Origin of the sequence: Arthrobacter globiformis (genome assembly GCF_046536215.2) — a bacterium.
GTDB lineage: Bacteria > Actinomycetota > Actinomycetes > Actinomycetales > Micrococcaceae > Arthrobacter > Arthrobacter globiformis_E.
On record NZ_CM143421.1, the window covers coordinates 1157763 to 1182557 of the forward strand.

Below are 24795 nucleotides of genomic sequence, written 5' to 3' on the forward strand. Positions count from 1 at the left end.
CGGAGCCGTTCACAGCAGGACCACCCATTCCGCGTAGAAGATGCCAAGACCCGCGGCGACGAACAGGCCGGCGAGGATCCAGAACCGGACAACCACGGTGACTTCCGCCCAGCCCTTGAGTTCGAAGTGGTGCTGCAGCGGCGCCATCTTGAAGAAGCGCTTGCCCTTGGTCACCTTGAAGTAACCCACCTGGATGATGACCGAGAGCGTGATCAGGACGAACAGGCCGCCGATGAAAGCCAGCAGCAGTTCAGTGCGGGAAAGGATGGCGAACCCAGCAATGGCGCCGCCGATCGCGAGGGAGCCGGTGTCACCCATGAAGATCTTGGCCGGTGAGGTGTTCCACCACAGGAAGCCCACCAGGGCGGCGCTCATGATGGCCGCAAGAAGGGCAAGGTCCAGCGGGTCCCTTACGGAGTAGCAGCCGCTGCCGGCCTGGCGCGGCGAGCCGCAGGCCTGGTTGCTCTGCCAGATGCCCATGAGTGTGTAGGCGCCAAACACCATGATCGCGGCGCCGGCTGCCAGCCCGTCCAGGCCGTCAGTAAGGTTGACGCCGTTGGTGGCGGCGGTGACGATCAGGTTTGACCACACCACAAAGAGAATCGCACCGAGCACGGTGCCGCCGAACGCAAGGTCCAGCCACGGGATGTCGCGGACCAGCGAGATCTTGGTGGACGCCGGGGTGAGGCCGTCAGCGTCCGGGAAGTAGAGCGCCATCACGGCGAAGATGATCCCCACCGCCGCCTGGAGGATCAGCTTGGCCTTGGCGTTCAGGCCAAGGCTGCGCTGCCGGGAAATCTTGATGAAGTCATCGAGGAAGCCCACCAGGCCCATGCCCACCATCAGGAACAGCAGAAGGAGCGCGGAGGCCGACGGGCCCGCTGACCGGGGGTTCATCAGCCACATGATGAGGTGCGTCAGTCCATAGCTCAGCAGGACGGCGCCCACCACCACAGTGCCGCCCATGGTGGGCGTGCCGCGCTTGGTGTGGTGCGAGGTCGGTCCGTCATCGCGGATGAACTGGCCGTAGCTCTTGTGGACCAGCAGGCGGATGAACAGCGGCGTGCCCACCAGTGCCAGCAGCAGGGCCAGGCCAGCGCCGATCAGAAGTGCAATCACAGCAGCTCGCTCCCTTCATTGGCAGTTGTGGGGGTGGCATGTGGGGGTAATGCTATCCGATCGCCCAAGTGGCGCAGTCCCACGCTGTTGGAGGACTTGAAGAGCACCAGATCGCCGGGTTCGAGCTGCTCCTGGAGGAGTTCGTAGGCTTCGTCAACGGTCTCCGCGAAGAGGCATTCATCCCCCCAGGACCCTTCCTGCACGGCGGAAACGTACAGCGAACGCGCTTCCCGTCCCACCACCAGGAGGCGGGAGATGTTCAGCCGCACCACCTGGGTTCCGACGGCGGTGTGCTCGCGGATGGAATCGTCGCCGAGTTCCAGCATGGCGCCGAGCACGGCCCAGGTGCGGCGGCCGCGGCCGAGGTCGGCCAGCGTGCGAAGGGCAGCCCGCATGGATTCCGGGTTGGCGTTGTACGCGTCGTTGATGACCGTGATGCCGTCGGGCCGTTCGGTCCGCTCCATGCGCCAGCGGCTGGCCGCGGACTGGGAGCTCAGCGAGGCGCCGATCCGGTCGGCCGGAATGCCCGCCGCGTGCGCGGCCGCCGCGGCGGCGAGGAGGTTCGCCACATGATGTTCGCCGATGAGTTTGCTCGTAACCCTCACGGTGGGCTGACCCGGCACTTCAAGGTCGAACTCCGGGTTGCCGGAGGCGTTGGTGTCCAGGTTGGCGGCGCGGACGGCAGGAGCGTCCGGCTCGGCATCCCGGGAGGAGAAGCCCAGGACAGTAGCCTGGGTCCGACCGGCCATCGGAGCTACACGGAAGTCGTCAAGGTTCAGCACGGCGGTTCCGTCTGCGGGCAGCGCCTCGGCGAGTTCGCCCTTGGCGGCCGCGATGTTTTCCACGCCGCCGAATTCCCCGGCATGCGCTGTTCCCACGCCGAGCACCACGCCGATCTCGGGCCGGACCATGTCGGCCAGGTAGCGGATGTGTCCGATGCCGGTGGCGCCCATCTCGATGACCAGGAACCGTGTGTCAAAGCCGGCCTGGAACACCGTCAGGGGCACGCCGACTTCGCCGTTGTAGGAGCCCTGAGGTGCAACCGTAGGCGCTTCAGCCGAGAGGATGCCCGCGAGCAGGTCCTTCGTCGTGGTCTTGCCGGCGGAACCGGTGATGCCGATGACTGTCAGCTGCTCACCGGCCGCCTCACGGTGGTGGCGGATCCGCCGCACGGCCTCTGCCGCCAGGGCGCCCATGGCCAGCACCGCATCCTCGACGACAACAGACGGATAGGTCCGGCCGGCGTCGTCCTTGATTTCGCGTTCGGTAAGGGCCAGCACCGCGCCGCGGCCAAAGGCCGCGCCAACGTAGCTGTGCCCGTCTGCGCTCTCGCCCGGTTTGGCGACATAGAGGGAGCCGGCAACGGCCTCCCGCGAGTCGGTCACCACGGATTCCGGGGTGACGTCGGGGTCGGCAAGCAGCCGGCCGTTGGTGATTTCGGCGATTTCCGCCGCAGTTAGTTCAATCATGTCGGTCTAGGACTCTATCCCGTCGTCTTGGAGAACGGTGAATCCTCGTGCCGTCAAGGCGTTCCGTAGTTCCACCCTGTCGTCGAGGGCAAGGTTCACTCCCTTGACCTCCTGCCACACTTCGTGTCCGCGTCCCGCAACCAGGATGGTGTCCTCCGGAGCCGCCAGGTTGACGGCTTCACGGATGGCGGCATCGCGCGGGAAAATTTCCATGATCCTGCAGTCGAGCTGCTCGTTTTCCTTGGCGTCGGTGGCGCCTACCAGCACCTCCGCGCGGATCGCCGCGGCGTCCTCGTCGTGGGGGTCGTCATCGCTGACGATCACGACGTCGGCAAGCCGGGCGGCGGTGGCGCCCATGGCTGGGCGCTTGCCCTGGTCGCGCTGGCCCGTGGCACCGAAAACCACGATCACCCTGGACGCGGGCTCCGGGGAGCGGACTGCTTCCAGGGCGCGTGCCAGCGCGTCCGTGTTGTGCGCGAAGTCGACGACGGCTGCCGGCCGGGTGGCGACCAGCTGCATGCGCCCGGGCACTGCCACCGTGAAGGGATCCCTGGCATCGAGCGCTGCCTGGACCTCGGCGGGGTCTGCGCCACCGGCGAGCACCATGGCCAGGGCCAAGGCAGCGTTGGAGACGTTGAACGCCCCGGGCAGCCCGGTGTGCACGCAGAGTTCCGTGCCGTCCCGGCCGCGGAGGGTGAATTCGGTGCCGAGGCCGCGGGGCGTGGGGTTCGTGACCGTCCAGTCAGGCACCGGGCCCGCTTCTGGCCCGGCGCCGGGCGGGAGGGTTGCGAGCGTGGTGACCGGCAACTCAGTCTGGGCGGCAAGCCGCCGTCCCCATTCGTCGTCGACCGTCACGACGGCGGCACGGGCGCGTTCGGCAGTGAACAGCTCCGCCTTGGTCCGGAAGTACTCGTCCATGGTGCCGTGCAGGTCCAGGTGGTCCTGGGTGAGGTTGGTGAAACCGACGACGTCGAACACCACCCCGTCCACCCGGCGGAAGGACACCGCGTGCGAGGAGACTTCCATGGAAGCGGCATCCAGCCCACGCTCCCGCATGAGGGCGAGCAGGGCGTGGACATCGGTGGATTCCGGCGTGGTCAGGAGGCTGGGGATCGGGTCCCCGCCGGCCAGGATCTCGATGGTGCCGATGAGTCCTGTCTTCTTGCCCATCGCCTGCAGCAGGGCGTTGATGAAGTACGTGGTGGTGGTTTTCCCGTTCGTGCCCGTCACGCCGAACATGGCGGGGCCCGGCAGCTCGGAGTCCTGGCTCCGGTAGATCAGACTGGACAGGCGGCCCACCACGCTGCGCGGCTCCGCCACCACCAGCACGGGCACGGCGATGTCGGACCCCAGAGCCAGCAGCTTCCCGCCGGCGTCGTCCGTCAGCACTGCCACTGCGCCGAACTCAATCGCCGTCTTCGCAAAGTCCGCTCCGTGGCGGGCCGCGCCCGGCAATGCAACATACAGATCCCCGCGCTCCACGGACCGGGAGTCGAGCGAAATGCCGGTGACCTGGACGGACTCGGAGGCGCCGGGCACCGCAACGCCCACTGACCGGCCGATGACACCCAGTTCGACGGCGGCAACGGCGGTGGGCCGGAAGCCGCTCTTGGATGCCTGCCCCTCCGGGGCATCGGCAGTGCCGGGGTCATGGTGCTGTGACAACTGAATCTCCGTTGGTGCTAGGGGACCAACGGACACGACAGAACTGTTTGTTCAGGTGTACCGCGGTCTTTCTTGGCGGGCGTTACTTGGCGTACTGGGGCAGCCTGACGGGCGTACCCTTGGACGGCGGAACGTTGTACGTCCGCAGTGCCTGTCCCATGACCGAGCGGAACACGGGCCCGTTGGTGATGCCGTAAATGGACCCCTTGGGACGCTGCAGGACCACCTCCACAATAAACCGCGGATCGTCCATCGGCGCCATTCCCAGGATCGAAGCGGTGTAGCCGCAGAAGCCGGCTGTGCCGTCATCACACGGCGATTCGGACGTTCCGGTCTTCGCCCCCACGCGGTAGCCGTCGATGGCGGCTTCCTTGATTTCGCCCTCAGTGACGGCGCTTTCGAGCATGTCCCTGACCTGCTTCGCGGTGTCCTTCGAGATGACCTGCCGGGACGGTTTGGCCGGCACTTTCTCCTCGGTGCCGTCGGGGCTGATGTAGCTGTCGATCAGGCGGGGCTGCAGCATGACGCCGTCGTTGGCGATCGTTTGGTATGCGCGCACGGTCTGCAGGGTTGACTGGGATACGCCCTGGCCGAAGAGGACCGTGTACTGCTGCCGGTCATCCCACTGCGCAGCGGGGGTCAGGATGCCTTTGGCTTCCGCCGGCAGGCCGATGTCCGGAGCCTCCCCGATGCCGAACTTCTGCAGCCAGTCATGTCTCTGGTCCCTGGTCAGGCGACTGCCCGCCATCACGGTCCCGGTGTTCATGGAGTAGCCGATGATGCCGGCCAGGGTCCGTTCCTCTGTTCCATGCGAAAACGCGTCGTCGAACTGCTGTCCGTCAATCACCAGGGACGGCGGGATAGTAAACCTGTCCAGCGGGCTGGACTTGCCTTCCTGGATCAGCGCGGCAGCCGTCAGTGGCTTTTCCACGGAACCGGGCTCATAGGCGGCGGTCACTGAGCGGACGCCGCGGTCCTTGGCCGCCACCTTCCCTGGGTCGTTGGGGTCAGGCGTGTTGGTGTCGGCCATGGCGATGATGTTCCCGGTCTTCACGTCCGAGACGATGATGACACCCCACTCGGCGCTGAGCTTGTCCGCCTGGGTCTGGATGGCCTGCTGCGCGAAGTACTGCAGGTCGGAGTTCAGCGTGAGTTTGACGTCCTTGCCGTCCTGCGCGGGCGTCAGTTCGTCAATGCCCACGGGAATGCGGAGGCCGTCGGCGCCGATCTCGAACACGCGCTTGCCGGCGGTGCCGCGCAGTATCGCGTCCTGGGTCTGTTCGAGCCCGGCCTGGCCGGTGGTTCCGTTCTCGAGGAAGCCCACAATGCCGCCGGCCACCGAGCCGTTCGGGTAGACGCGCTTGCTGGTGCCCTCGGAGAAGATACCCGGGATCTGCAGTTCCGAGACCCGGTTTTCGACGTCCGGCCGGAGGTCCTTGGCCACGATGTAGTAGGTCCTGGTTCCGGTGACGGATTTACGCACGTCCTCGACGTCCATGCCCAGGACGGCGGCCAGTTCGGAGATCCCCTGGTCGCGGGACACGGTGACCAGCTCGTCCTTGCCGTCGACGTTTTCAAGCCGTTTGAAGGATTCGGTCTTGGTGTTTACAGACTGGTCAACGGTGATGTTGTAACGGATGACGCTGTTGGCCAGCACGGTTCCGTTGGCGTCCAGTATGCTGCCGCGTTCGGCCGGGAGCACGGTGGGGCGCAGCCGGTTGTCCAGTGCAGCCTCGGCCATGCCGCCGACGTCCAGTCCCTGCACCAGAAAGAGCTTGCCGCCCACGACCACCAGCAGTGCAAGCATGATGCTGAGTCCGAGGCGGAGCCTCTTTGTGGCGTTTGCGGCCTTCTTCTTGCTTGCCTTGCTCTTGCCTTGCGCCACGCTCATCCCCTACTGCTTGCCATGCGGGCCATCGGCCGCCTGTTCCTGCCTTACTGCCCCGGCGTCCTCTGCTCCGGTGCCGGAATGGTGCCCCCGTTAAGGGCGGCCGGTTTGGCGGCAGCCGCCGGCGCGGCGGGCTTCGCGGCTGCCGGGGTCTCCGGCTGGGCAGCAGCCGTTTCACCGGCAGCTTTATCACCGGCAGCGGGCGCCCTGCCCGCCAGCGGTTCGCCCGAGCTGGCGGGCGGGACCACATTGAGCTGGCCAGGGACGGCAGGGGCAGCGATCACCGCACCAGCCGAGCCCGCTTTGACCGCCGGCTTGGCATCCCCGCTGACGGTCAGCGTGGAAAGATCGATCTGTCCCTTGCCGGTGGAAGCAACCATTCCCAATTCTGCGGCCTTGGCAGCCAGATTCTGCGGAGCCTCGAAGTTTTGCACCTGCTGTGTCAGATCCTGGTTCTGCTTGGTGAGGGCAGTCTGCTCGGCACGGAGCTTGACCAGCTGGTACTGGGCCGTGGATACAGAGATGTTGAGCACCAGCACCGCGATCAGCGCGGCCGCCAGCATGCCGAAGCAGAGAACAACAAAGGGCGCGCGGCGCTTCCTCGGTGCGGACCGGACCAGGGACAGCGGAGTGCGCGCCTTGCGCGCCGAACCTGGAAGTCCAGCCTCTATGTCCTGGACGCTCGGGCCGGACGGAAGGGCGAGGTTCTTGGCAGCTGCTGCGCTCATGTTGCTCTCCTGGCTCTGATGCGTTCCACTGCGCGCAGCCGGGCTGATGCTGCACGCGAATTCTCTGCGATCTCGACGGCGGTAGGCACCTCGGTGCCTTTGGTCAGGGTTTTGAGTTCGGCCTTGTGTTCTTCAAGCTCCACCGGGAATCCGAGCGGAGCTGACGATTTGGAGCGGGCCTGGAAGACGCCCTTGACGATCTTGTCTTCCAGGGAGTGGTAGGACATCACGACGATCCGGCCGCCGAGCGCGATGGCGTCCACCGCCGCCGGAACCGCACGCTCGAGGACCTCGAGTTCCTCATTGACTTCGATTCGCAGCGCCTGGAAGGTGCGCTTGGCCGGGTGTCCGCCGGACTTGGCAGCGGCGGCCGGAACCACCGCCCGGATCTGTTCGACGAGTTCCCCCGTAGTGGTGAAAGGCTTGGTCGCCCGGGCGGCGACGATCCTGTTGGCAATGCGGCCCGCGAACTTTTCCTCTCCCCACTTGCGGATGATCCTGACCAGGTCCTCTTCGCTGTACGTGTTAACGATGTCTGCCGCCGTCTGGCCGCGGCTGGTGTCCATCCGCATGTCCAGGGGCGCGTCAAACGAGTAGGCGAACCCGCGTTCGCGTTCGTCAAGCTGCAGGGACGAGACCCCAAGGTCCATCAGGATGCCGTGGACCTCGGGAACGCCCAGGTCCTCAAGAACCTCGGCGATCTCGTCGTAGACAGCGTGGACCAGGTCGGCGCGGTCCGCGAAGGGCTGCAGCCGCTCGCCTGCCAGCGCCAGGGCCTCCTCGTCGCGGTCGATGCCCACGAGGTGCAGGTCCGGAAAGCGCTGGAGCATGGCTTCGGAGTGCCCGCCCATGCCCAGCGTGGCGTCGATGGCCACCGGGGTCTCCCCGCGCTGGCGTGCCGCCTCGAATCCGGGCGCCAAAAGATTGATGCACCGGTCCTTCAGGACCGGTACATGGCGTTCGGACGTTGGCTTCGGCTGGTCGGGTTCTGTCACGCCTTCGTCCTTCCTTGAGCGCCTGGTGTGTTTCCTTGGTGGTGGTTTCTTGGGCCAGATCCCCATCCGCGCCTATCCCCCTGGGCTGCCTGGCTCCGGGGAAGTGAGCCAGGTAGTCGGCGGGGATGGGCGGCTGGAGATCTCGACCAAGAAACGCTGTGGATTCGGGCCGACCTAAAGGATGCCGGCGATGGGGTTGTCGGTTTCGGAGAAGGAGGTTTCCTTCTCCGCCAGGTACGCATTCCAAGCTTCGGCGTCCCAGATCTCCGCTCGGGTGCCGGCGCCGATGACGGCCAGCTCCCTGCCGAGCCCTGCGTACTCCCGGAGCGCGGGAGGTATGGTCACGCGCCCCTGCTTGTCAGGTACCTCGTCTGAGGCTCCAGAGAGAAAAACCCGGATGTAGTCACGAGCCTGCTTGTTGGAGATCGGAGCCTCCCGGATCTGCTCGTGTACCCTCGCGAATTCCTGCTCGCTGAAGACGTAGATGCAGCGCTCCTGGCCTCGCGTGAGAACAAGTCCGCCGGCAAGCTCCTCACGGAACTTGGCGGGAAGAATGATCCTGCCCTTTTCGTCAAGACGCGGCGAGTGTGTCCCAAGGAACACGTCCCACCGCCCGTCTGCCGTCAGAAGCCGAACAACCCCCGCGCTGCCACTACCCTCTTACGCGCTCCACTTTACTCCACTTCTCCCCACAGTCAACGCGGCGCGGGCATTTCTCCGCAGCTTGGACAAACATTTTTCCGCGGACTGGCGGGGATTTTGCCCGGCGGTGGAAAGTGGAGGGAATTGACTGCCGCGCCGCCGGCTTCCCGGGGCGTGCGCCACCGGACTTCAGGGGGTTCCACGGCCGGAAATCGCGGCTTAAAAGCGGAATGACCCGCCGCAGCGGGTCATTCCTGGACTATTGGCGCCCAGCCGGGATATCCCCGGTGGTGCAATGTGGAGGGTGGTACGAAGTGGGGTGGTGGAAAGTGGAGCGCGGGCTCAGGACTCCCCGCGGCGCCTTTCGTCCCATCGCTCTTCGAGGCTATTCATAAAGGAGCTCTTGCCCTTCGACTTGCGGCCATGCCCGCCAGCCTTTGCTTTGCCGGCGGCAACGCTGCGCATCGTGGCAAAGTAAACACCGGCACCCATGACGACGAACCCGAGAACCCCTACGAAAATGTTCTGCAGGGAGACCCCCACCAGGAGGAGCAGCACCCCGGCCAGTGTGGCCAGTACGCCAATCACGATGTGCCGGGTGGACCAGCTGCGGCCGGGATCCGAGCCCATGGAATTGGCGAACTTGGGATCGTCCTCATGCAGTTGCCTCTCGAGTTGCTCGAGCAGCTTCTGTTCGTGCTCCGAGAGCGGCATCACGACCTCCTTAAGTAGGCCAACGTCCAGACAGGTCGGAACCGGTTGTTCCTGCCTCGTCAACGACCGGCATGCCATCCAGGTTCCCGGCCTGCCAACCTCGGCAAATCCGGGAATTCAAGCATACTGACGCGGCGGGTCAGGTGATCCACACATGTCCAGACGTTCGAAATCTTTGTATCTATAAGGATAGTTTGTTGGGCGCTGTTCTGAAAGACGCTGTTCACGGGCGGCAACAGTGCCCGGGCCTTGAACTGGCAGGGATCTGCGGCCATGAACACGTTTTCCCGCGCAGGCCGGTGTCGCCGGAATCACGTCAGGCTGAATCGCGTCAGGGGTTGCCGCTTCCCGGCTCAAGCAGCCGGGCCGGAAGCACGGACTTGCTGCCGAATTTCTCCGCCACCTTGTCCAGGGCCTGTTCAGCGGCCCGCCAGTTGTCGTCGCGCCTGTCCAGGCTCAGCTGGAGCGAGGTCTGGGCGGCCGCTTCCAGCTGCTCCGCACGGACACCCACCAGCCGGACCGCCAGGGGCCGGCTGCCCAGTGACTCCAGCAGCTGGGTGGCCACGGCATAAATGAGCTGTGCGCTGTCCAGCGGCGTGTGGACCGTGCGGCTTCGGGTCACGGTGGAGAAATCGGCGTACCGCAGCTTGAGCGCCACCGTCCGGGCCACCAGACCGGACGCGCGGAGCCGCTCGGCGGTCCGGTGGGAGAGCCGCAGCAGCTCCCGGTGCAGCAGCGCCTCGTCCGCTGTGTCCGCGGCGAACGTTTCCTCTGCTCCGATGCTTTTCTCAACCCGCACGGGCGTGACCGCCCGGCTGTCGATACCCCAGGAGAGCCGGTGGACGTGCTCACCGGTGGCACCCAGCACCTTTTTGAGGAAGGAGGCCGGCGTCGCGGCGACATCGGCCACGGTGCGGATTCCCATGCGGGCCAGCACCTCCGCCGTCTTTCCGCCAACACCCCACAGGGCGTTGACCGGGAGGCTGTGCAGATACGGCACGGTCTCCTCGGGCCGGATGAGCAGCAGGCCGTCCGGTTTGCAGCGCGTGGAGGCGATTTTGGCCACGAACTTGCTGGCGGCGATTCCCACGGAAGCCGTGATGCCCAGTTCGCTGGCGACCCTCCGCCGGATCAGCTGCCCGATTTCCAGCGGCGGACCCAGCCTGCGGATCGCGCCCCCGACGTCCAGGAATGCCTCGTCAACACTAAGCGGCTCAACGAGTTCCGTGATGGACTCGAAGATGGCCATCAGCTGGCCTGAAACTTCGTAGTACAGCTTGTGCCTGGGCTCGATGATGATGGCCTGCGGGCACAGGCGGTGGGCCACGGCCATGGGCATCGCGGATTTCACGCCGAACTTGCGGGCCTCGTACGAGGCGGAGAGCACCACGGAGCGCTCCGCCGGGAAGCCCACGATAACCGGCCGGCCGCGCAGGTCAGGGCGGGCTCGGAGTTCAACCGAGACAAAAAACGCGTCCATGTCGACGTGCATGATGCTTGCCCGCCGAAGGTCCCGCAGCCGCGCTTCCGTCTGCTCTCTGTCTTCGTCCGGCCCCACATCTGCAATCCTATGCCCTGCACCTGACTAAACTGGAGGCTGAATCCGGCATCAACACCCAGGAGGACCGCACCTGTGAAGGTCATTGGAACGCTCATGCCTGCCCGCATTGGGCTGCTCGCCGCTGGAGCGGCCATAGTGGCGGCGGCGTCAGCGTGCACGGCACAGGCACCCGGTTCCGCAACGCCCGCGACGACGGCACCCGCCTCCGCCGCTGCTGAGGCAACCAGCACGGCGGCTGCCACGGCGTCCGTGGCCGCAACCGCCAGTCCGAGCGCAACTCCCGGCACGTCAGCCACGGTGGGCGCGCTCGTCGCCGGCTTCCCGTCAAAGCTTCTTCCCGTAATGCCAGGGGCGAAGGTGGTAGCCAGCAGCTTCGACAAGTCCACAACCCCGGCCACCGCCGCCCTGGTGGGCTCAACTGCCGCAAAGCCGGCCGCCGTCGTCGCCTATTACACCAAGGCCCTGGAGGCCCAGGGCTTCAAGGCCGTTCCCGGCAACGCGGTGGGCAGCGTGGCGTCCAAGGACTTCGTGCGGGCGGGAAGCGAGACAGTTAACATCGCAGTCCCCGCAACCGGCGGAGTATCCACCTTCACCATCGGCGCCAACGTGACGCCCGAGTCGGTCAAGTGATGGTGGCCGAGCAGCTTCGCGTGGAGCAGGCGGACTTCGTGGCCGCCGTGGCGGGTAAGCTCACAGACTTCCTGACCACCCGGCAGTCGATCATGACGGCCATCTCGCCCGACATCGATCCCATCATGGGGTCCATCTCCAACCTGGTCACCGGCGGAAAGCGGCTGCGCGCACTGATGTGCTACTGGGGATGGCGCGGAGCAGGGGGCCCTGCCTCCGCCGAGGACATCATCACGGCAGGCGCCGCGCTTGAGCTGTTCCAGGCCGCCGCGCTGATCCACGACGACATCATCGACCGGTCTGACACGCGCCGCGGCGGACCCAGCGTGCACCGCCGCTTCAGCCAGCTCCACGAGTCCCAGGGCTGGGCACTCGACAGCGAACGCTTCGGCCACGCCGCTGCCATTCTGGCCGGCGACCTCTGCCTGTCCTTCAGCGAGGAAGCCTTCACCGACATCGGCGAAACGGCGGCCTCCGGAAGCAGGGCACGGCTGATCTTCAACCTGATGCGCTCGGAGGTCATGGCCGGCCAGTACCTGGACATCCTCGAGGAGGTGGCCGGGCCGGTGCGGGACCGCGCCGGGGCCGTCAGCCGCGCGCAGTCGATCATCCGCTTCAAGTCGGCCAAGTACTCGACGGAGCATCCGCTCGCCCTGGGCGGTGCGCTCGGGGGGGCCTCCGACGAACTGCTCCGGGGTTACTCTGCCTTCGCACTCCCCCTGGGCGAGGCGTTCCAGCTTCGCGACGACGTCCTGGGCGTTTTCGGGGACCCGGTCACCACGGGCAAGCCCGCGGGAGACGATCTCCGGGAAGGCAAGCGGACCGTGCTCGTGGCCTTCGCCCTGGACATGGCCACGCCCGAGGAGTCCGCGTTCATCGACTCAAAGCTTGGCAGCCCCGAGCTGAGCGAGGACGACGTGGCCGAGATCCGCCGGATCATCGCGGACTGCGGCGCCCTGCAGGCCACGGAAGTGCTGATCGAGGAGTTCGGTGAAGCGGCATACGCGGCACTCGAGCTGCTGCCGCTGGAGGACCTCCCCAAGACCGCGCTTCGGCGGCTGGCTGAGGCGACCGTGAGCCGGGCCGCCTAATCGGCTGGCCCGGCCCGTTTGTCAGACGTGGCTAGCTGCCGGCCTGCGTTTTTATTTACCTGGGTTTTTATTTACCAGGCCAACAGCTGCGCCCGGCGGCGGATTTCGGTCTTGCGGCCCTCGCGGAGCGCATCGATGGGCCGCCCGCGCAGCGACTCGTCAGGGGTGAAGAGCCAGACGATCAGCTCCTCGTCCGAGAAGCCCGCGTCTGCCAGCACCACAATTGTGCCCTTGAGGCTGTCCACGACGTGGCCGTCCTGGAGGAAGTCAGCGGGCACCGAACGGATCCGGCGTTCGCCGATCCGCAGGGCCGCCAGCGCGCGCTCGTCAAGGAGCCCGTGGACTTTGGTAATGGACACATCCAGCAACTGGGCGACGTCGGGCAGGGGCAGCCAGTCGCCTACAAGGGTTTCTACAGTACTCACGGGTCAAGGTTGCCACGGCGGGAGCCCGCAAGCCTAGTCGAAACTGCGCACGCGTGCGCCCGCTCCGTTTTTGCGCGCGACACTCCCAGCCGGTCAGATTTTCCGGCTCAAATCCAATTCTTGTGCTAACCGAGAAATCGTGAGAGATTCACATAGATAACATTCGCAACACAATTAACATCAGTAACATTGGTATCACGAGCAACAGGCATGACCGACAGCATTCGCCGCTGAGAAGAGGATCTTTCCCATGACGACGACCCGCTCCACCAAGCAGTCACCCCGGCCGGGCCTGCCCCTGATCGCGGCCACGACGGCCACGCTCCCCGCCGTCATGCTTTCCTCCCTTGCGGTCGCCCAGCCTGCCGAGGCCGATGCCCGGCCCAAAACCGTACCCGCGACCCTCGCCGCCGCCATCGAGGCCCAGGCAGCAGCCGTCAAGGCGGGCATCATCCCGGCGGCATCCGTGCCGGCCGCGATCCCGTCCGGCCTTCAGCCCACCCGCGTCACCCCGACGGCCCACACTGTGGTCCGCGGCGACACGGTCAGCGGCATCGCCGGCCGGTACGGCCTCAGCACCACGGCCGTGCTGAAGCTCAACAACCTGAAGGCGAACTCGGTGATCTACCCGGGGCAGCGGATCAAGCTGAAGACCGCCGCGGCTCCGGCAGCCCGGCCGGCTGCGGCGCCGGCCACCACCGCTGCACGGACGTACACGGTCAAGTCCGGCGACACGCTGGGCGGCATCGCCGGCCGGCATGGCGTCAGGCTCTCCCAGGTACTCAGCTGGAACGGTCTCAAGGTGACTTCGATCATCTACCCGGGCCAGAAGATCCGGCTTGGTGCCGGCACCGCGGTTGCGGCGGCCCCGGCCAGGGCGGCAGCACCTGCAGCCACCCGCTCAGCGTCCTACGTCATCAAGTCCGGCGACACGCTGTCCGGCATCGCAGCCAGGCACGGCGTCAAGCTCGCGGACATCCTGTCGGCGAACCGACTGAAGGTCACCAGCACCATCTACCCGGGCCAGAAGCTCGTCATTCCCGGGAAGGCCAGTGCTGTCCAGCCGGCATCCAGCGTGACGCCGCTCGTGCCCAGTTCCTTCCTCGGCTACACCTACCCGGCGGCCGTGGTCAGCTCGGCGAACAAGAACAAGGCCCTGCTCAACGCCTCGCCGGTTCCCTCACTGGCCCAGATGCAGTCCATCGTGGCCGACACGGCACGGCGAATGGGCGTCGATCCGGCGCTGGCGCAGGCCTTCGCGTACCAGGAATCCGGGTTCAACCAGCGTGCAGTGTCACCGGCCAACGCCATCGGCACCATGCAGGTCATCCCGTCCTCCGGCGAATGGGCCTCCGACCTCGTGGGCCGGAAGCTGAACCTGCTCGACCCGTACGATAACGCCACGGCGGGAATCGCGATCATCCGCCAGCTGATCCGGACCAGCAAGAGCCTGGACTACGCCATCGCCGGCTACTACCAGGGCCAGTACTCGGTCAACAAGCACGGCATGTACACCGACACCAAGCACTACGTCGCAGCCATCAAGGCACACCGCAAGACCTTCAGCTGAGCTCCTCAACTGACCTCAGGGCCGGGATTCCCGGAACCGCGGGAGCATAACGATACGGGTCCGGATCGCATGTTGATTCGGACCCGTTTCCGTGCAGCACTTAGTATCGAAGAGTGCAGGAAAACGCTTTAGGCAGTCTCGTCGGGTCGCTGGTGGATAACCGCTACCAGGTGAAGTCCAGGTTGGCGCGGGGCGGGATGTCCACCGTTTACGTGGCTACAGACCAGCGGCTGGACCGTGATGTTGCCCTGAAGGTCCTGCATCCGCACCTGGTCAACGACGGCAATTTCCTCGACCGCCTGGCCCGCGAAGCACGGGCAGCCGCGAAGCTCTCACACCCGCATGTGGTGGGCGTCCTCGACCAGGGGCACGACGGCGACACCGCCTACCTCGTGATGGAGTACATCAAAGGTCATACCCTCCGTGACGTCATCAACAACAAGGGCGCCTTGTCCCCCCGGCTCGCCCTGGCACTCATCGATCCGGTAGTCGAAGGCCTGGGGGCTGCCCACGCCGCCGGCCTGATCCATCGCGACGTCAAGCCGGAGAACGTCCTGATCGCCGACGACGGCAGGATCAAGATCGGCGACTTCGGCCTCGCCCGCGCCGTGACCACGTCAACCAGTACAGGCGCCCTGATCGGCACCGTCGCGTACCTCTCCCCCGAACTGGTCCTCGGCAAGCCGGCCGACGCGCGAAGCGACATCTACTCCACAGGCATCATGCTGTTCGAGATGCTCACCGGACGCCAGCCGTTTGACGGTGAGGTCCCCATCCAGGTGGCCTATCAGCACGTGAACTCGGCCGTGGGTGCTCCGTCAGGGCTGGTTCCGGGCCTCGCGGGGGAAGTGGACGAACTCGTGCAGTGGTGCACCGCCAGCGACCCCGAGCAACGGCCGGTGGACGGCAACGCCCTGCTGGCGGAACTCCGCCATATCCGGACCAACCTTACCGACGCCGAACTGGATCTGCAGCCCCCGGCAGCAGTTCAGGCGGCCGCGGCGGCAGGCACGGCCGCCGACGCCGGTCCCCACGCCATGACTGCGCCCCCGGCCCCCGCCCGGATGCCGTCCCGCATGCCGGCAAGCCCGCCTGGCCAGGGAGTCCAGGCAAAGCACACCGAGCTGTTGGCGCCCATTCACGGCGATAATGCCGGCCCGGCCCGCCCGACCGAAGTCATTTCGCGCACCAGCAACCCGACCACTGTGTTTTCCGACCCCGCCGCATCGAACCCCGCCGCATCGAACCCCGCCGCATCGAACCCCGCCGCATCGAACCGCAGGCCGGTCCTGCCGCCCTACGGGTTCGATGACGACGACAATCGGGAGGCTGCCCCGCTCCCCCTTAGCAAGCGGGAACAGCGGAAGCTGGACCGCCACGAGGAAAAGGAACGGTCGCGTGCCGCGGCCACTCCCGTCCGCACGCTCCGGGAGGGGAATCCCCGGCGCAGGGGCGCGCTCTGGATTGTGGTCCTGGTGATCCTGGCCCTGCTGGCCACCGGCGCGGGGTGGTTTTTCGGCATGGGACCGGGCTCCCCCGGCACCGTGCCGGCCGTGGCGAACAGGACCGTGGCCGAGGCCCAGCAGCTGCTCCGGGACGCAGGTTTCCAATCCAGCACCCAGGACGTGTTCGACGACGACGTCAAGGCCGGGCTTGTGGTGGGATCAGAGCCGGACGCCGGAACGGAAATCCGCAAATTCCAGCAAGTCTCGCTGTTCGTGTCCAAGGGGCCGCAGCTGTTTCCGCTGCCGCAGCTGAAGGGCAAGACGCTCGATGCGTCCAAGCAAGCACTCAACGGCGCCGAGATGGCGCTGGGCAAGGTCACCGAAAAGTTCGACGAGGAAGTCCCGGCCGGCACGGTGCTTGGCCAGGCTCCGGCCCCTGGAACCGCCGTGCGGCATGGGACACCGGTGAGCCTCACGGTCTCGAAGGGCCCGCAACCCATTCCGGTGCCGGACGTGCGCGGACAGGACCAGGACGCGGCCTTCCGTGCCATCGAAGCCGCCGGGCTGAAAGCCGTGTTCGCCGACGAAACGGTGCACGACAAGGACGTTCCGAAGGGCGCCGTGGTCAGCCAGGAGCCTGCTACGGGAACCCTGACACGGGGCCAGACCGTCACCCTGACGATTTCCGAGGGACCCAAGCTCGTGAAGGTGCCCAACTACATCGGCAAGCAGGCCCGCGAGGCCCGCGAAGCCCTCGAGAAGCGCGGGTTCCAGGTCCGCGTCAACGAGATCCTCGGCGGCTTCTTCGGCACGGTGCGGGACCAGGATCCCGTGGATACCGAGGTGCCCGAAGGCTCCGTCATTACTCTCACCGTGGTCTAGCCGGGCCAGCGGCCAAAAAGACCGGCGCCGGGGAATCCCTGGCGCCGGTCTTTGTGTGCGGAGTTAGGCAAGCAGCAACGCGGCCTACCGGCGGGTGAGCGCACCCGCCACGAGGAATGCCATTTCCAGCGACTGCATGTGGTTCAGGCGGGGGTCGCAGACCGACTCGTAGCGGTCGAGGAACGCTTCCTGGTCGATGGGGTCGGCGCCGCCGAGGCACTCTGCCACGTCGTCGCCGGTCATCTCGACGTGCAGGCCGCCCGGAACCGTGCCCAAGGCATGGTGCACTTCGAAGAACCCGCGCACCTCGTCAATGACGTCGTCGAAATTCCGGGTCTTGTAGCCGTTCGGCGAGGTGACGGTGTTCCCGTGCATCGGGTCGGTGACCCACAGGACCTGGGCTCCGGAGGCGGTGACCTTCTCCACGAGGGCCGGGAGCTTTTCGCGGATGTTGCCTGCACCCATGCGGGTGATGAAGGTGAGCCGGCCGGGCTCGCGGTTGGGGTCCAGCTTGTCGATGAGGCGCAGGGCGTCGTCGCCGGACGTGGACGGGCCCAGCTTGACGCCGATCGGGTTGCGGACCCGGGACAGGTAGTCCACGTGGGCGTGGTCCAGCTCGCGGGTACGCTCGCCGATCCACAGGAAGTGGCCGGAGGTGCCGTAGGGCAGGCCGGTGCGGGAGTCGATGCGGGTCAGGGCACGCTCGTAGTCGAGCAGCAGGGCCTCGTGGCTGGCGAAGAATTCAACCCGCTTGAGGGCTTCGAAGTCGGCGCCGCAGGAGGCCATGAACTTGATGGCGCGGTCGATGTCGCGCGCGAGGGACTCGTAGCGGGCGTGGGCGGGGTTCTCGGTGAAGCCCTTGTTCCAGGTGTGGACCAGGCGGAGGTCCGCGAAACCGCCCTGGGTGAAGGCCCGGATGAGGTTCAGCGTGGAAGCAGAGGTGTGGTAGGCGCGCAGCATGCGGCTGGCATCGTGGGCCCGCGACTCGGGGGTGAAGTCGTAGCCGTTGACGATGTCGCCGCGATATGCCGGCAGCGTGACGCCGTCACGGGTCTCGTCGTTGGAGGAGCGCGGCTTGGCGAACTGGCCGGCCATGCGCCCCATCTTGATGACGGGCATCGCCGCGCCGTAGGTCAGGACCACCGCCATCTGCAGGATCGTCTTCACGCGGGCGCTGATCTTGTCCGCCGTGGCACCCTCAAAGGTCTCGGCGCAGTCACCGCCCTGGAGCAGGAAGGCCTTGCCCTGGGCTGCGGCGGCGAGACGCTCGCGCAGGATGTCCACCTCACCCGCGAAAACGAGTGGCGGGAGGGCCGACAGTTCCTTGACGGATGCCTTGAAGACCTCGGAGTCCTGCCAGCTCGGCTGCTGCGAGATGGGAAGGTCCCGCCAGTTGTCGAGTCCCGGATAGTTGGCAGCACCGCTCTGCGAAGTGCTGGTCAGGGAAGAGGCAGGTTTTGCAGATAGCTCAGTCACACTACTAAGAGTAGATGGCCGGACGGGCTTCGGGACACCCGGACTGTCATCCGCCCGGCAGCGCCGTCACAGATGCAGCGCCTTCGCAGATGCGGGCCGGCACATGCACCTATGCTGACCGGGACGTGCCGGCGTCCCCGGGTTCTTCCTCCGACTTCCCCGCCAGCCTGAGCTTGACCACGGAGGCGTACTCGTCCACGTACTCCTGCCCGGAGAGCCGCATGAGCTCGTACATGACCTCGTCCGTGACGGACCGCTGGATCAGCCGGTCATCAGCCAGGCCCGCATACCGGCTGAAGTCCAGCGGTTTACCGAAGATCATTCCGATGCGGCGGATGTTCGGCAGCCGCTTGCCGATGGGCTGGACCTTGTCCGTTCCGATCATCGCCACCGGGATGACCGGGACACCGGCCTGGAGCGCCAACCGCGCCACCCCTACCTTCCCGCGGTACAGCCGAGAGTCGGGGCTGCGCGTTCCCTCGGGGTAGATGCCCAGCAGCCCGCCGTGCGTCAGCACGTCCATGCCCGCCTCGAGGGAGGCAGCCGAGGCCGCCCCGCCGGAACGGTCCATGGGGAGCTGGTTGGTCAGCCGGAAGAACATGGCGGTCAGCCGGCCCTTGAGGCCGGTGCCCGTGAAGTACTCGGACTTGGCCAGGAAAATGACGGGCCGCGGCACCATCAGCGGCATGAAGATCGAATCCGAAAATGAGAGGTGGTTGGAGGCGATGATGGCCGCACCTTCGGACGGAATGTTGTCCAGCCCTTTGACCCACGGCCGGAAAAGAGTGCGGACCACCGGCCCCAGGAAGATCCGCTTCATGACCCAATAGAACACGTGTCTTACCTCTCCGGAAGGCTGCCGCCGGGGCGTTCACAGGGCCCGGCGGCACTGCAATGCAACCCTACTCTAGTGAGAATTGTCCGGAACAGTGACACGATGGTTTCATGACAGAAAGCAGCGACCGCACAAGGCCCGCCGCTTTCAGCTACGCGGGACACGGAGCCAACGCACGGATCGGAATCGCGATTTCGCACGGCTTCACCGGCAGCCCCCTCAGCATCCTGCCGTGGGCCGAATACCTGGCGGCACGCGGCTTCGCCGTCTCCGTTCCGCTGCTCCCCGGGCACGGGACCAGCTGGCAGGATCTGGCCGGGACCGGATGGCGGGAGTGGCACGGCGCCTTCGAACGGGCATATCTGGACCTGGCCGCGAGGACCGACGAATGCTACGTGGCCGGCCTCTCGATGGGCGGTGCAATCGCCCTGCTCACCGCATCCCGCCACGCCGTGGCGGGCGTCGCCGTCGTCAATCCCGGCCTCAGCTTCTATGACCAACGTGTCCGGATCATCGGCCTGCTGAAGTACGTCCAACGAACCACCGTGCCCATAGCCGAGGAAAATCCGACGGCACCCCACACTGACGACGGCGACTACTCCCTGACGCCGCTGGCGGCGGTTCACCAGCTGAAGCGGCTGTTCGCTGCCGCCGCCCGCGGGCTGCCGCGGATCACCGCCCCGGTGCTGGTCTTCAAGTCGGACAATGACGCGGTGGTACCCCCGAGCTCGCTGAGCCTGATCCGGAAGCGGCTCACCTCGGCAGCCCTGGACGTGGTGCCGCTTCCGAACAGCGGCCATGTGGCTACGCTGGACACGGACGCCCAGGAAATTTTCGAGTCCTCGGCGCGGTTTTTCCAGCTGCATTCCCGAAGCCACATACCGTCGGAGAAGTCATGACCACAGTTCCCGATCACAGCCCGTTCAGCAGCGCCTTCTCCGGCGAGGGGCCATCCATCGGCGTCGCCCTTTCCCATGGCTTCACCGGCAGCCCGCACAGCCTGCGTTCGTGGGCCCAGGCCTTTGCAGACGCCGGCTTTGCCGTCAGGATGCCACTGCTGCCGGGCCACGGGACCACCTGGCAGGAGCTTTCCCGCAGCCGCTGGATGCAGTGGCACGAGGCGATGGACGCCGCCTACCTGGAACTCGAGTCCGAGTGCGACCTCGTCTTCGCCGCCGGCCTCTCCATGGGCGGAGCCCTGGCACTGCGCCTGGCCGCGACCAGGCCCGTGGCCGGTGCCATCGTGGTCAACCCCGGGCTCGTCATCGATGACCGCCGGGCCCCGCTGGCCGGCATCCTGAAACTGGTCCTCAAGAGCACGCCGGCCATCGCCAACGACATCCGCAAGCAGGGCGTCGACGAGGGCGCATATTCGCGGACCCCTGTGGCAGCGGCCCACGAACTCAATAAGATGTTTAAGGACACGGTCCGGCTGCTGCCACGCATCACGGCACCGGTGCGCGTGTTCCGCTCCACGGTTGACCATGTGGTGTCGGATTCCAGCATCGTGGCCCTGCAGCGCGGGCTCACCCACGCCCCGCTGCAGCTCACGCGGCTCAGCAACAGTTACCACGTGGCCACGCTGGACCATGACGCCGACCAGATCTTCAGCGGCTCGGTGGACTTCATCCGCTCCGTAGTGGCGGACATCCGCCGGGCATCCGCCGACTCCGCGACAGCCAGCCAGAAGGGCGCCACCGATGAATAGGCCTGATTCGAATTCATCCGATCCGAGTGCCAACCAGGACGACGCCGTCTGGCTGGACCTGGTTGCCCGGCTCACGGGTGACACGACCGCTCCGGATGCAGCCGATGTGCCCAGCGACGGGGAATCCGCCACACCGGGGTCTGCGCGCCATCACGGCGGCCCCCGGCACAGCGCTGCCGCCAACGTCGAGACCGGCGAAGAAGCGGGCGACGCGGGCGCCGGCCCGGCACCGGCGGAACAGTCTGACGCCGGCTCCAGCCCGGAGAGCGCTGTGAAACACTTCACCGACTTCGATCCCCTGGGCCTGGCGCCCCGGGCGCCACGCGAGCCGTCCGCCGCCGAGCGGCAGCAGGCTGCCGAGCAGGCCAAAGCCGCTGAGCGGGAGAAGGCCGCCCGGCCCGGGCAGGGCGACATTCCGGCCGGCGCCGGGGATCCGCGCGACTACACCGTCGACGACGACGGCGAGTTCGTCCCGGAGGAGCCGCCCAAGCTCTCGGCCACGGACCCGCTGACGATGCTGGCGTGGCTGGGCGCCGTGGGTGCCCCGGTCGCCCTGGTGCTGTCGTCGATGTTCTGGCGCTCCGCGCCGCTGCTGGCAATCCTGGGCATGGTGGCTGTCTTCATCGCGGCTGTGGTGTATCTGATCATGAAGCTGCCGCAGGAGAAGGACGAGAACGACGACGGCGCCCGGGTCTGACGCTTTTGGTCAGCGGTGCGTGCGGCTGCTGGCCCGGGACAGGTCGGCAGCGCCGATCAGGCCGGCGTTGGGCCCCAGGGCGGCAAGGTCGATTTCCGCTGCGGGACGGAATCCGCGGCCGGTGAGGTTGCGGGCGAAGGCCTTGCGCGCGGGGGCCACCAGCAGTTCGCCGGCCGCGCACAGCCCGCCGCCGATCACGAACTTCCCGGGATCGAGGGCGGCGGCAAGGTTCGCCAGCCCCAGTCCGAGCCAGTTCCCAACGTCCTCAAGGAGTTCCCGGGAGGCGGCGTCGCCGGCAATGGCCAGTTCGGTCACCGTGGCTCCGGTGATGCGCTCGGCGCTTCCGTCCACGGCCTTGAGGAGTTCCTGGGCCACCGGCGAGTTCGCCAAGGCAAGTTCCCGGGCCTCGCGGCCCAGTGCGTTGCCGGAGGCGTACTGTTCCCAGCAGCCGCGGTTGCCGCATTCGCACCGGTGGCCGCCCGGCATGATGATCTGGTGGCCGAACTCCCCCGCCACGCCAAACCTGCCGCGCTCAACGTGCCCGTCCATCACCATGGCTCCGCCGATGCCGGTACCGAGGGTGATGCAGACCAGCCGGTCCTGCCCCTGCCCGGCGCCAAAGCGCCACTCGGCCCAGGCCGCGGCGTCGGCGTCGTTAACGAGCATGACGGTGCGGCGCAGCAGGTGCTGCAGGTTTTCGCGGAGCGGTTCGTTCCGCCAGGCGAGGTGCGGGCTGAACAGCACCGTACCGCCGTCGAGGTCCATCCAGCCGGCAGCGCCAATGCCCACCGATCTGATCCGGGCACCGGCGCTCAGTTCCTCGACCAGTTCCACGATGACGCGCTCCACGGCACGCGGATCACTTCCCGGCGTTGAGCGCCGGGCCTCCCGCAGGATGCGGCCCTCCGCGTCCACCACGCCAGCGGCAACTTTGGTGCCGCCAATGTCGATGCCGATGGCAAGGCCCCGGCGGCCCAGCCGCAGCTGCTGCCGGAATAAACGGTGGCCGGCCAGCTGTCCCTCGTGCCCCGTTACCGGGCGCCTTGATACTGATTGCTGTGACCTTGAAAGCGGTGACATTGAATGCTGCAACGCCGCGCGCCGGGCCGCCCATCCCCTGGCCAGGCCGCCCCGGTTCGAGTCAGGGGATGGGGCTGGCTGCTCGTTGGGCGGGGAGGGCTGCATAGTCCCCCATTCTAGGTGTCACGGCAGGGCGTCTTCGCAGGCGCGACACACAAGCGACACGTGGGCACACTTGGCGGCTTGCGTCCCGCCGCCGTAAAGTTACCGACGGGTAACCTGGATCTGCCGGCCGCCGGCGGGTGACGTACTAAGGTTAGGACTACCCGCTGCGGCCAACGGATATCAAAGGAGCTAACGTGCGCGAATTCAGCGTTCCGCCCTTGGCGAACGTACCTCTGGACAGCAACATCACGGACCTTGTACTGCGCCAAGCAGCGAAGGAGTCCAACCCTGCCCTGTTTTCGCGCCTCGATTCCGCCGGCCAGTGGCAGGACATCCGCGCCAAGGAATTCCTGGCCGACGTATCTGTCCTCGCCAAGGGGCTCATCGCCAGCGGCGTCGGTGCAGGCGACCGCGTGGGCATCATGTCGCGGACCCGCTACGAGTGGGCGCTCATCGACTTCGCCATCTGGTTCGCAGGTGGCGTTTCCGTTCCCATCTATGAAACGTCGTCGCCCTCCCAGGTCGCCTGGAACCTGGGCGATTCCGGTGCCGTCGCCGCATTCGGCGAATCGGACCACCACGAAAACATCATCCGGCAGGCCGCAGCCACCGAGGGCCTCGAGGCACTGACCCACGTGTGGCAGCTCGAGGGGGACGGCCTCGACTCCGTGCGTGCAGCCGGCGCCGCCGTCAGCGACGAGGAGCTCGAGGTCCGGCGGCGCTCCGCCGGGCTGCGCGACCTCGCCACCATCATCTACACCTCCGGCACCACCGGCCGGCCCAAGGGCTGCGAACTCACGCATGGAAACTTCGTGGAGCTGTCCGAGAACGCGCTGGCCACCTCGCTGAGCGGTGTTGTCAACCAGCAGTCCCGGACCATCATGTTCCTGCCGCTGGCGCATGTCTTCGCCCGCTTCATCTCGGTCCTGGCCGTGGCTGCGGGCGTCACGGTGGCGCACACCCCCGACATCAAGCACCTCCTGCCCGACCTGCAGAGCTACAAGCCGACGTTCATCCTGGCTGTTCCGCGCGTATTCGAAAAGGTCTACAACTCGGCCCTCACCAAGGCCGAGGACGGCGGCAAGGGAGCCATCTTCCACAAGGCCGCCGAGACCGCTATCGCCTACTCGCGGGCACGTCAGACAGGCGGCGCCGGCCTGGGCCTGAAGCTCAGGCACGCCATCTTCGACAAGCTCGTCTACGGCAAGCTCCGCGCCGCCATGGGCGGCGAGGTTGCCCACGCGGTGTCCGGCGGCGGCCCGCTGGGCGAGCGGCTGGGCCACTTCTTCCAGGGCATCGGCCTGCAGATCCTGGAAGGCTACGGGCTCACCGAAACCACCGCACCCGTCAGCGTCAACACGCCGGAACGGATCAAGATCGGCACCGTCGGTGCCCCGATTCCCGGCAACAGCGTCCGGATAGCCGACGACGGCGAGATCCTCGTCAAGGGCGCCTGCGTCATGCGCGGGTACTACCAGCGCCCCGACCTGACCGCGGAGTCATTCGCTGACGGCTGGTTCCGCACCGGTGACATCGGCCAGCTCGACGACGACGGCTACCTGCTGATTACCGGCCGGAAGAAGGAAATCATCGTCACCGCCGGCGGCAAGAATGTGGTTCCCGCGCTGCTCGAGGACCAGATCCGGGCTGATGCGCTCGTGTCGCAGGTACTCGTCGTGGGTGACAACCGCCCGTTCATCGGCGCCCTCGTGACGCTCGATGAGGAAGCCCTTCCGGGCTGGCTGCAGCGCCATGGCCTGCCCGCGGACACTTCCGTGAACGACGCCGCCGGCCACGCCGAGGTCAAGGCCGCCGTGCAGGAGCTCATCAACCAGGCCAACCAGTCGGTGTCACAGGCTGAGGCCATCAAGTCCTTCCGGATCGTGCCAAGCGACTTCACCGAAGCCTCCGGCCACCTGACGCCATCCATGAAGGTCAAGCGTGCCCAGGTCATGAAGGACTTCGAGGGCGTGATCGACGAAATGTACAAGTCCCCGAAGCCCACCCGCGCCTAAAGTCTGGAGTTTTTGTCCGCTTGTCGCGACTTCAGGGGCCTGCAGAGGCCAATAA

At 66.7% G+C, this 24795-nt stretch carries 21 protein-coding genes; 8 read left to right on the forward strand and 13 right to left on the reverse strand.

Features of this window, described 5'->3' with window-relative positions:
- Positions 1 to 9 precede the first annotated feature (9 nt).
- The 9 genes from mraY to dinB all read right to left on the reverse strand — a co-directional run bounded on the left by mraY (position 10) and on the right by dinB (position 10712).
- Positions 10 to 1119, reverse strand: a complete 1110-nt coding sequence (mraY, locus tag R5O87_RS05245) for a phospho-N-acetylmuramoyl-pentapeptide-transferase (protein ID WP_410556733.1) — start codon at positions 1117 to 1119, stop codon at positions 10 to 12.
- Positions 1116 to 2588, reverse strand: coding sequence for a UDP-N-acetylmuramoyl-tripeptide--D-alanyl-D-alanine ligase (locus R5O87_RS05250; RefSeq protein ID WP_410556734.1), 1473 nt, complete (start codon positions 2586 to 2588; stop codon positions 1116 to 1118). Before R5O87_RS05250 ends, mraY begins: the two co-directional genes overlap by 4 nt.
- 6 nt (positions 2589 to 2594) lie before the next feature.
- Positions 2595 to 4253 carry a UDP-N-acetylmuramoyl-L-alanyl-D-glutamate--2,6-diaminopimelate ligase gene (locus R5O87_RS05255; RefSeq protein WP_410556735.1) on the reverse strand — a complete coding sequence of 553 codons (1659 nt, stop codon included), beginning with the start codon at positions 4251 to 4253 and terminating at the stop codon, positions 2595 to 2597.
- Between the two features lie 82 nt (positions 4254 to 4335).
- Positions 4336 to 6144 (reverse strand): peptidoglycan D,D-transpeptidase FtsI family protein, encoded by a 1809-nt coding sequence (locus R5O87_RS05260; RefSeq protein WP_410556737.1) that lies wholly within the window; start codon positions 6142 to 6144, stop codon positions 4336 to 4338.
- A gap of 44 nt (positions 6145 to 6188) precedes the next feature.
- Positions 6189 to 6869, reverse strand: coding sequence for a cell division protein FtsL (ftsL, locus tag R5O87_RS05265; RefSeq protein WP_410556738.1), 681 nt, complete (start codon positions 6867 to 6869; stop codon positions 6189 to 6191).
- Complete coding sequence (gene rsmH / locus R5O87_RS05270; RefSeq protein WP_410556739.1) at positions 6866 to 7864, reverse strand: 16S rRNA (cytosine(1402)-N(4))-methyltransferase RsmH; 999 nt, start codon at positions 7862 to 7864, stop codon at positions 6866 to 6868. Before rsmH ends, ftsL begins: the two co-directional genes overlap by 4 nt.
- 174 nt (positions 7865 to 8038) lie before the next feature.
- Complete coding sequence (gene mraZ / locus R5O87_RS05275) at positions 8039 to 8467, reverse strand: division/cell wall cluster transcriptional repressor MraZ (RefSeq protein WP_400480720.1); 429 nt, start codon at positions 8465 to 8467, stop codon at positions 8039 to 8041.
- Positions 8468 to 8848: 381 nt separating this feature from the next.
- Positions 8849 to 9220, reverse strand: coding sequence for a DUF3040 domain-containing protein (locus R5O87_RS05280; RefSeq protein WP_410556740.1), 372 nt, complete (start codon positions 9218 to 9220; stop codon positions 8849 to 8851).
- Positions 9221 to 9551: 331 nt separating this feature from the next.
- Positions 9552 to 10712, reverse strand: coding sequence for a DNA polymerase IV (dinB, locus tag R5O87_RS05285; protein ID WP_410556791.1), 1161 nt, complete (start codon positions 10710 to 10712; stop codon positions 9552 to 9554).
- 162 nt (positions 10713 to 10874) lie between these two features.
- On the opposite strand from dinB, the gene R5O87_RS05290 reads away from it, so the two are divergent.
- On the forward strand, positions 10875 to 11411 hold the full coding sequence (locus R5O87_RS05290) for a hypothetical protein (RefSeq protein WP_410556741.1): 537 nt from the start codon (positions 10875 to 10877) through the stop codon (positions 11409 to 11411).
- The gene (locus tag R5O87_RS05295) at positions 11408 to 12502 is read left to right on the forward strand and encodes a polyprenyl synthetase family protein (RefSeq protein ID WP_410556742.1); all 1095 of its coding nucleotides are present in this window, start codon (positions 11408 to 11410) and stop codon (positions 12500 to 12502) included. Before R5O87_RS05290 ends, R5O87_RS05295 begins: the two co-directional genes overlap by 4 nt.
- 71 nt (positions 12503 to 12573) lie before the next feature.
- Here the strand turns inward: R5O87_RS05295 and R5O87_RS05300 are convergent, their stop codons facing one another.
- The gene (locus R5O87_RS05300; protein WP_387100881.1) at positions 12574 to 12927 is read right to left on the reverse strand and encodes an Rv2175c family DNA-binding protein; all 354 of its coding nucleotides are present in this window, start codon (positions 12925 to 12927) and stop codon (positions 12574 to 12576) included.
- 250 nt (positions 12928 to 13177) lie between these two features.
- Between R5O87_RS05300 and R5O87_RS05305 the strand changes: the two genes are divergently transcribed.
- Positions 13178 to 14497 carry a LysM peptidoglycan-binding domain-containing protein gene (locus R5O87_RS05305; protein ID WP_410556743.1) on the forward strand — a complete coding sequence of 440 codons (1320 nt, stop codon included), beginning with the start codon at positions 13178 to 13180 and terminating at the stop codon, positions 14495 to 14497.
- A 113-nt stretch (positions 14498 to 14610) separates the two neighbouring features.
- Entirely contained in the window at positions 14611 to 16824 is a 2214-nt protein-coding gene (locus R5O87_RS05310) for a PASTA domain-containing protein (RefSeq protein WP_410556744.1), read from the forward strand.
- A gap of 84 nt (positions 16825 to 16908) precedes the next feature.
- Here R5O87_RS05310 and R5O87_RS05315 read toward each other — a convergent pair whose 3' ends face one another.
- Both R5O87_RS05315 and R5O87_RS05320 read right to left on the reverse strand, forming a co-directional pair.
- Positions 16909 to 18300 carry a class II 3-deoxy-7-phosphoheptulonate synthase gene (locus tag R5O87_RS05315; protein ID WP_410556745.1) on the reverse strand — a complete coding sequence of 464 codons (1392 nt, stop codon included), beginning with the start codon at positions 18298 to 18300 and terminating at the stop codon, positions 16909 to 16911.
- Between the two features lie 109 nt (positions 18301 to 18409).
- A complete protein-coding gene (locus R5O87_RS05320; protein ID WP_410556746.1) occupies positions 18410 to 19135 on the reverse strand; it encodes a lysophospholipid acyltransferase family protein in 726 nt (241 codons plus the stop codon).
- 110 nt (positions 19136 to 19245) lie between these two features.
- Here R5O87_RS05320 and R5O87_RS05325 point away from each other — a divergent pair, with 110 nt between their 5' ends.
- From R5O87_RS05325 to R5O87_RS05335, 3 genes are read left to right on the forward strand one after another with little or no spacing between them, the layout of a single operon-like run.
- The gene (locus tag R5O87_RS05325; protein ID WP_410556747.1) at positions 19246 to 20034 is read left to right on the forward strand and encodes an alpha/beta hydrolase; all 789 of its coding nucleotides are present in this window, start codon (positions 19246 to 19248) and stop codon (positions 20032 to 20034) included.
- On the forward strand, positions 20031 to 20843 hold the full coding sequence (locus R5O87_RS05330) for an alpha/beta hydrolase (RefSeq protein ID WP_410556748.1): 813 nt from the start codon (positions 20031 to 20033) through the stop codon (positions 20841 to 20843). The genes R5O87_RS05325 and R5O87_RS05330 overlap by 4 nt, the downstream gene beginning before the upstream one ends.
- Positions 20836 to 21540, forward strand: coding sequence for a hypothetical protein (locus R5O87_RS05335; RefSeq protein WP_410556750.1), 705 nt, complete (start codon positions 20836 to 20838; stop codon positions 21538 to 21540). Before R5O87_RS05330 ends, R5O87_RS05335 begins: the two co-directional genes overlap by 8 nt.
- Positions 21541 to 21549: 9 nt before the next feature.
- Here the strand turns inward: R5O87_RS05335 and R5O87_RS05340 are convergent, their stop codons facing one another.
- Entirely contained in the window at positions 21550 to 22620 is a 1071-nt protein-coding gene (locus R5O87_RS05340) for an ROK family glucokinase (RefSeq protein ID WP_410556751.1), read from the reverse strand.
- A 299-nt stretch (positions 22621 to 22919) separates the two neighbouring features.
- On the opposite strand from R5O87_RS05340, the gene R5O87_RS05345 reads away from it, so the two are divergent.
- Complete coding sequence (locus tag R5O87_RS05345; protein WP_410556752.1) at positions 22920 to 24740, forward strand: AMP-dependent synthetase/ligase; 1821 nt, start codon at positions 22920 to 22922, stop codon at positions 24738 to 24740.
- Positions 24741 to 24795 lie beyond the last annotated feature (55 nt).

Coding starts and splice junctions, on each gene's coding strand:
- R5O87_RS05250 (WP_410556734.1), bottom strand. CDS start 2,588: ATGATTGAACTAACTGCGGCGGAAATCGCCGAAATCACCAACGGCCGG.
- R5O87_RS05260 (WP_410556737.1), bottom strand. CDS start 6,144: ATGAGCGTGGCGCAAGGCAAGAGCAAGGCAAGCAAGAAGAAGGCCGCA.
- ftsL (WP_410556738.1), bottom strand. CDS start 6,869: ATGAGCGCAGCAGCTGCCAAGAACCTCGCCCTTCCGTCCGGCCCGAGC.
- R5O87_RS05280 (WP_410556740.1), bottom strand. CDS start 9,220: ATGCCGCTCTCGGAGCACGAACAGAAGCTGCTCGAGCAACTCGAGAGG.
- dinB (WP_410556791.1), bottom strand. CDS start 10,712: ATGCACGTCGACATGGACGCGTTTTTTGTCTCGGTTGAACTCCGAGCC.
- R5O87_RS05290 (WP_410556741.1), top strand. CDS start 10,875: ATGCCTGCCCGCATTGGGCTGCTCGCCGCTGGAGCGGCCATAGTGGCG.
- R5O87_RS05305 (WP_410556743.1), top strand. CDS start 13,178: ATGACGACGACCCGCTCCACCAAGCAGTCACCCCGGCCGGGCCTGCCC.
- R5O87_RS05325 (WP_410556747.1), top strand. CDS start 19,246: ATGACAGAAAGCAGCGACCGCACAAGGCCCGCCGCTTTCAGCTACGCG.
- R5O87_RS05330 (WP_410556748.1), top strand. CDS start 20,031: ATGACCACAGTTCCCGATCACAGCCCGTTCAGCAGCGCCTTCTCCGGC.
- R5O87_RS05335 (WP_410556750.1), top strand. CDS start 20,836: ATGAATAGGCCTGATTCGAATTCATCCGATCCGAGTGCCAACCAGGAC.
- R5O87_RS05340 (WP_410556751.1), bottom strand. CDS start 22,620: ATGTCACCGCTTTCAAGGTCACAGCAATCAGTATCAAGGCGCCCGGTA.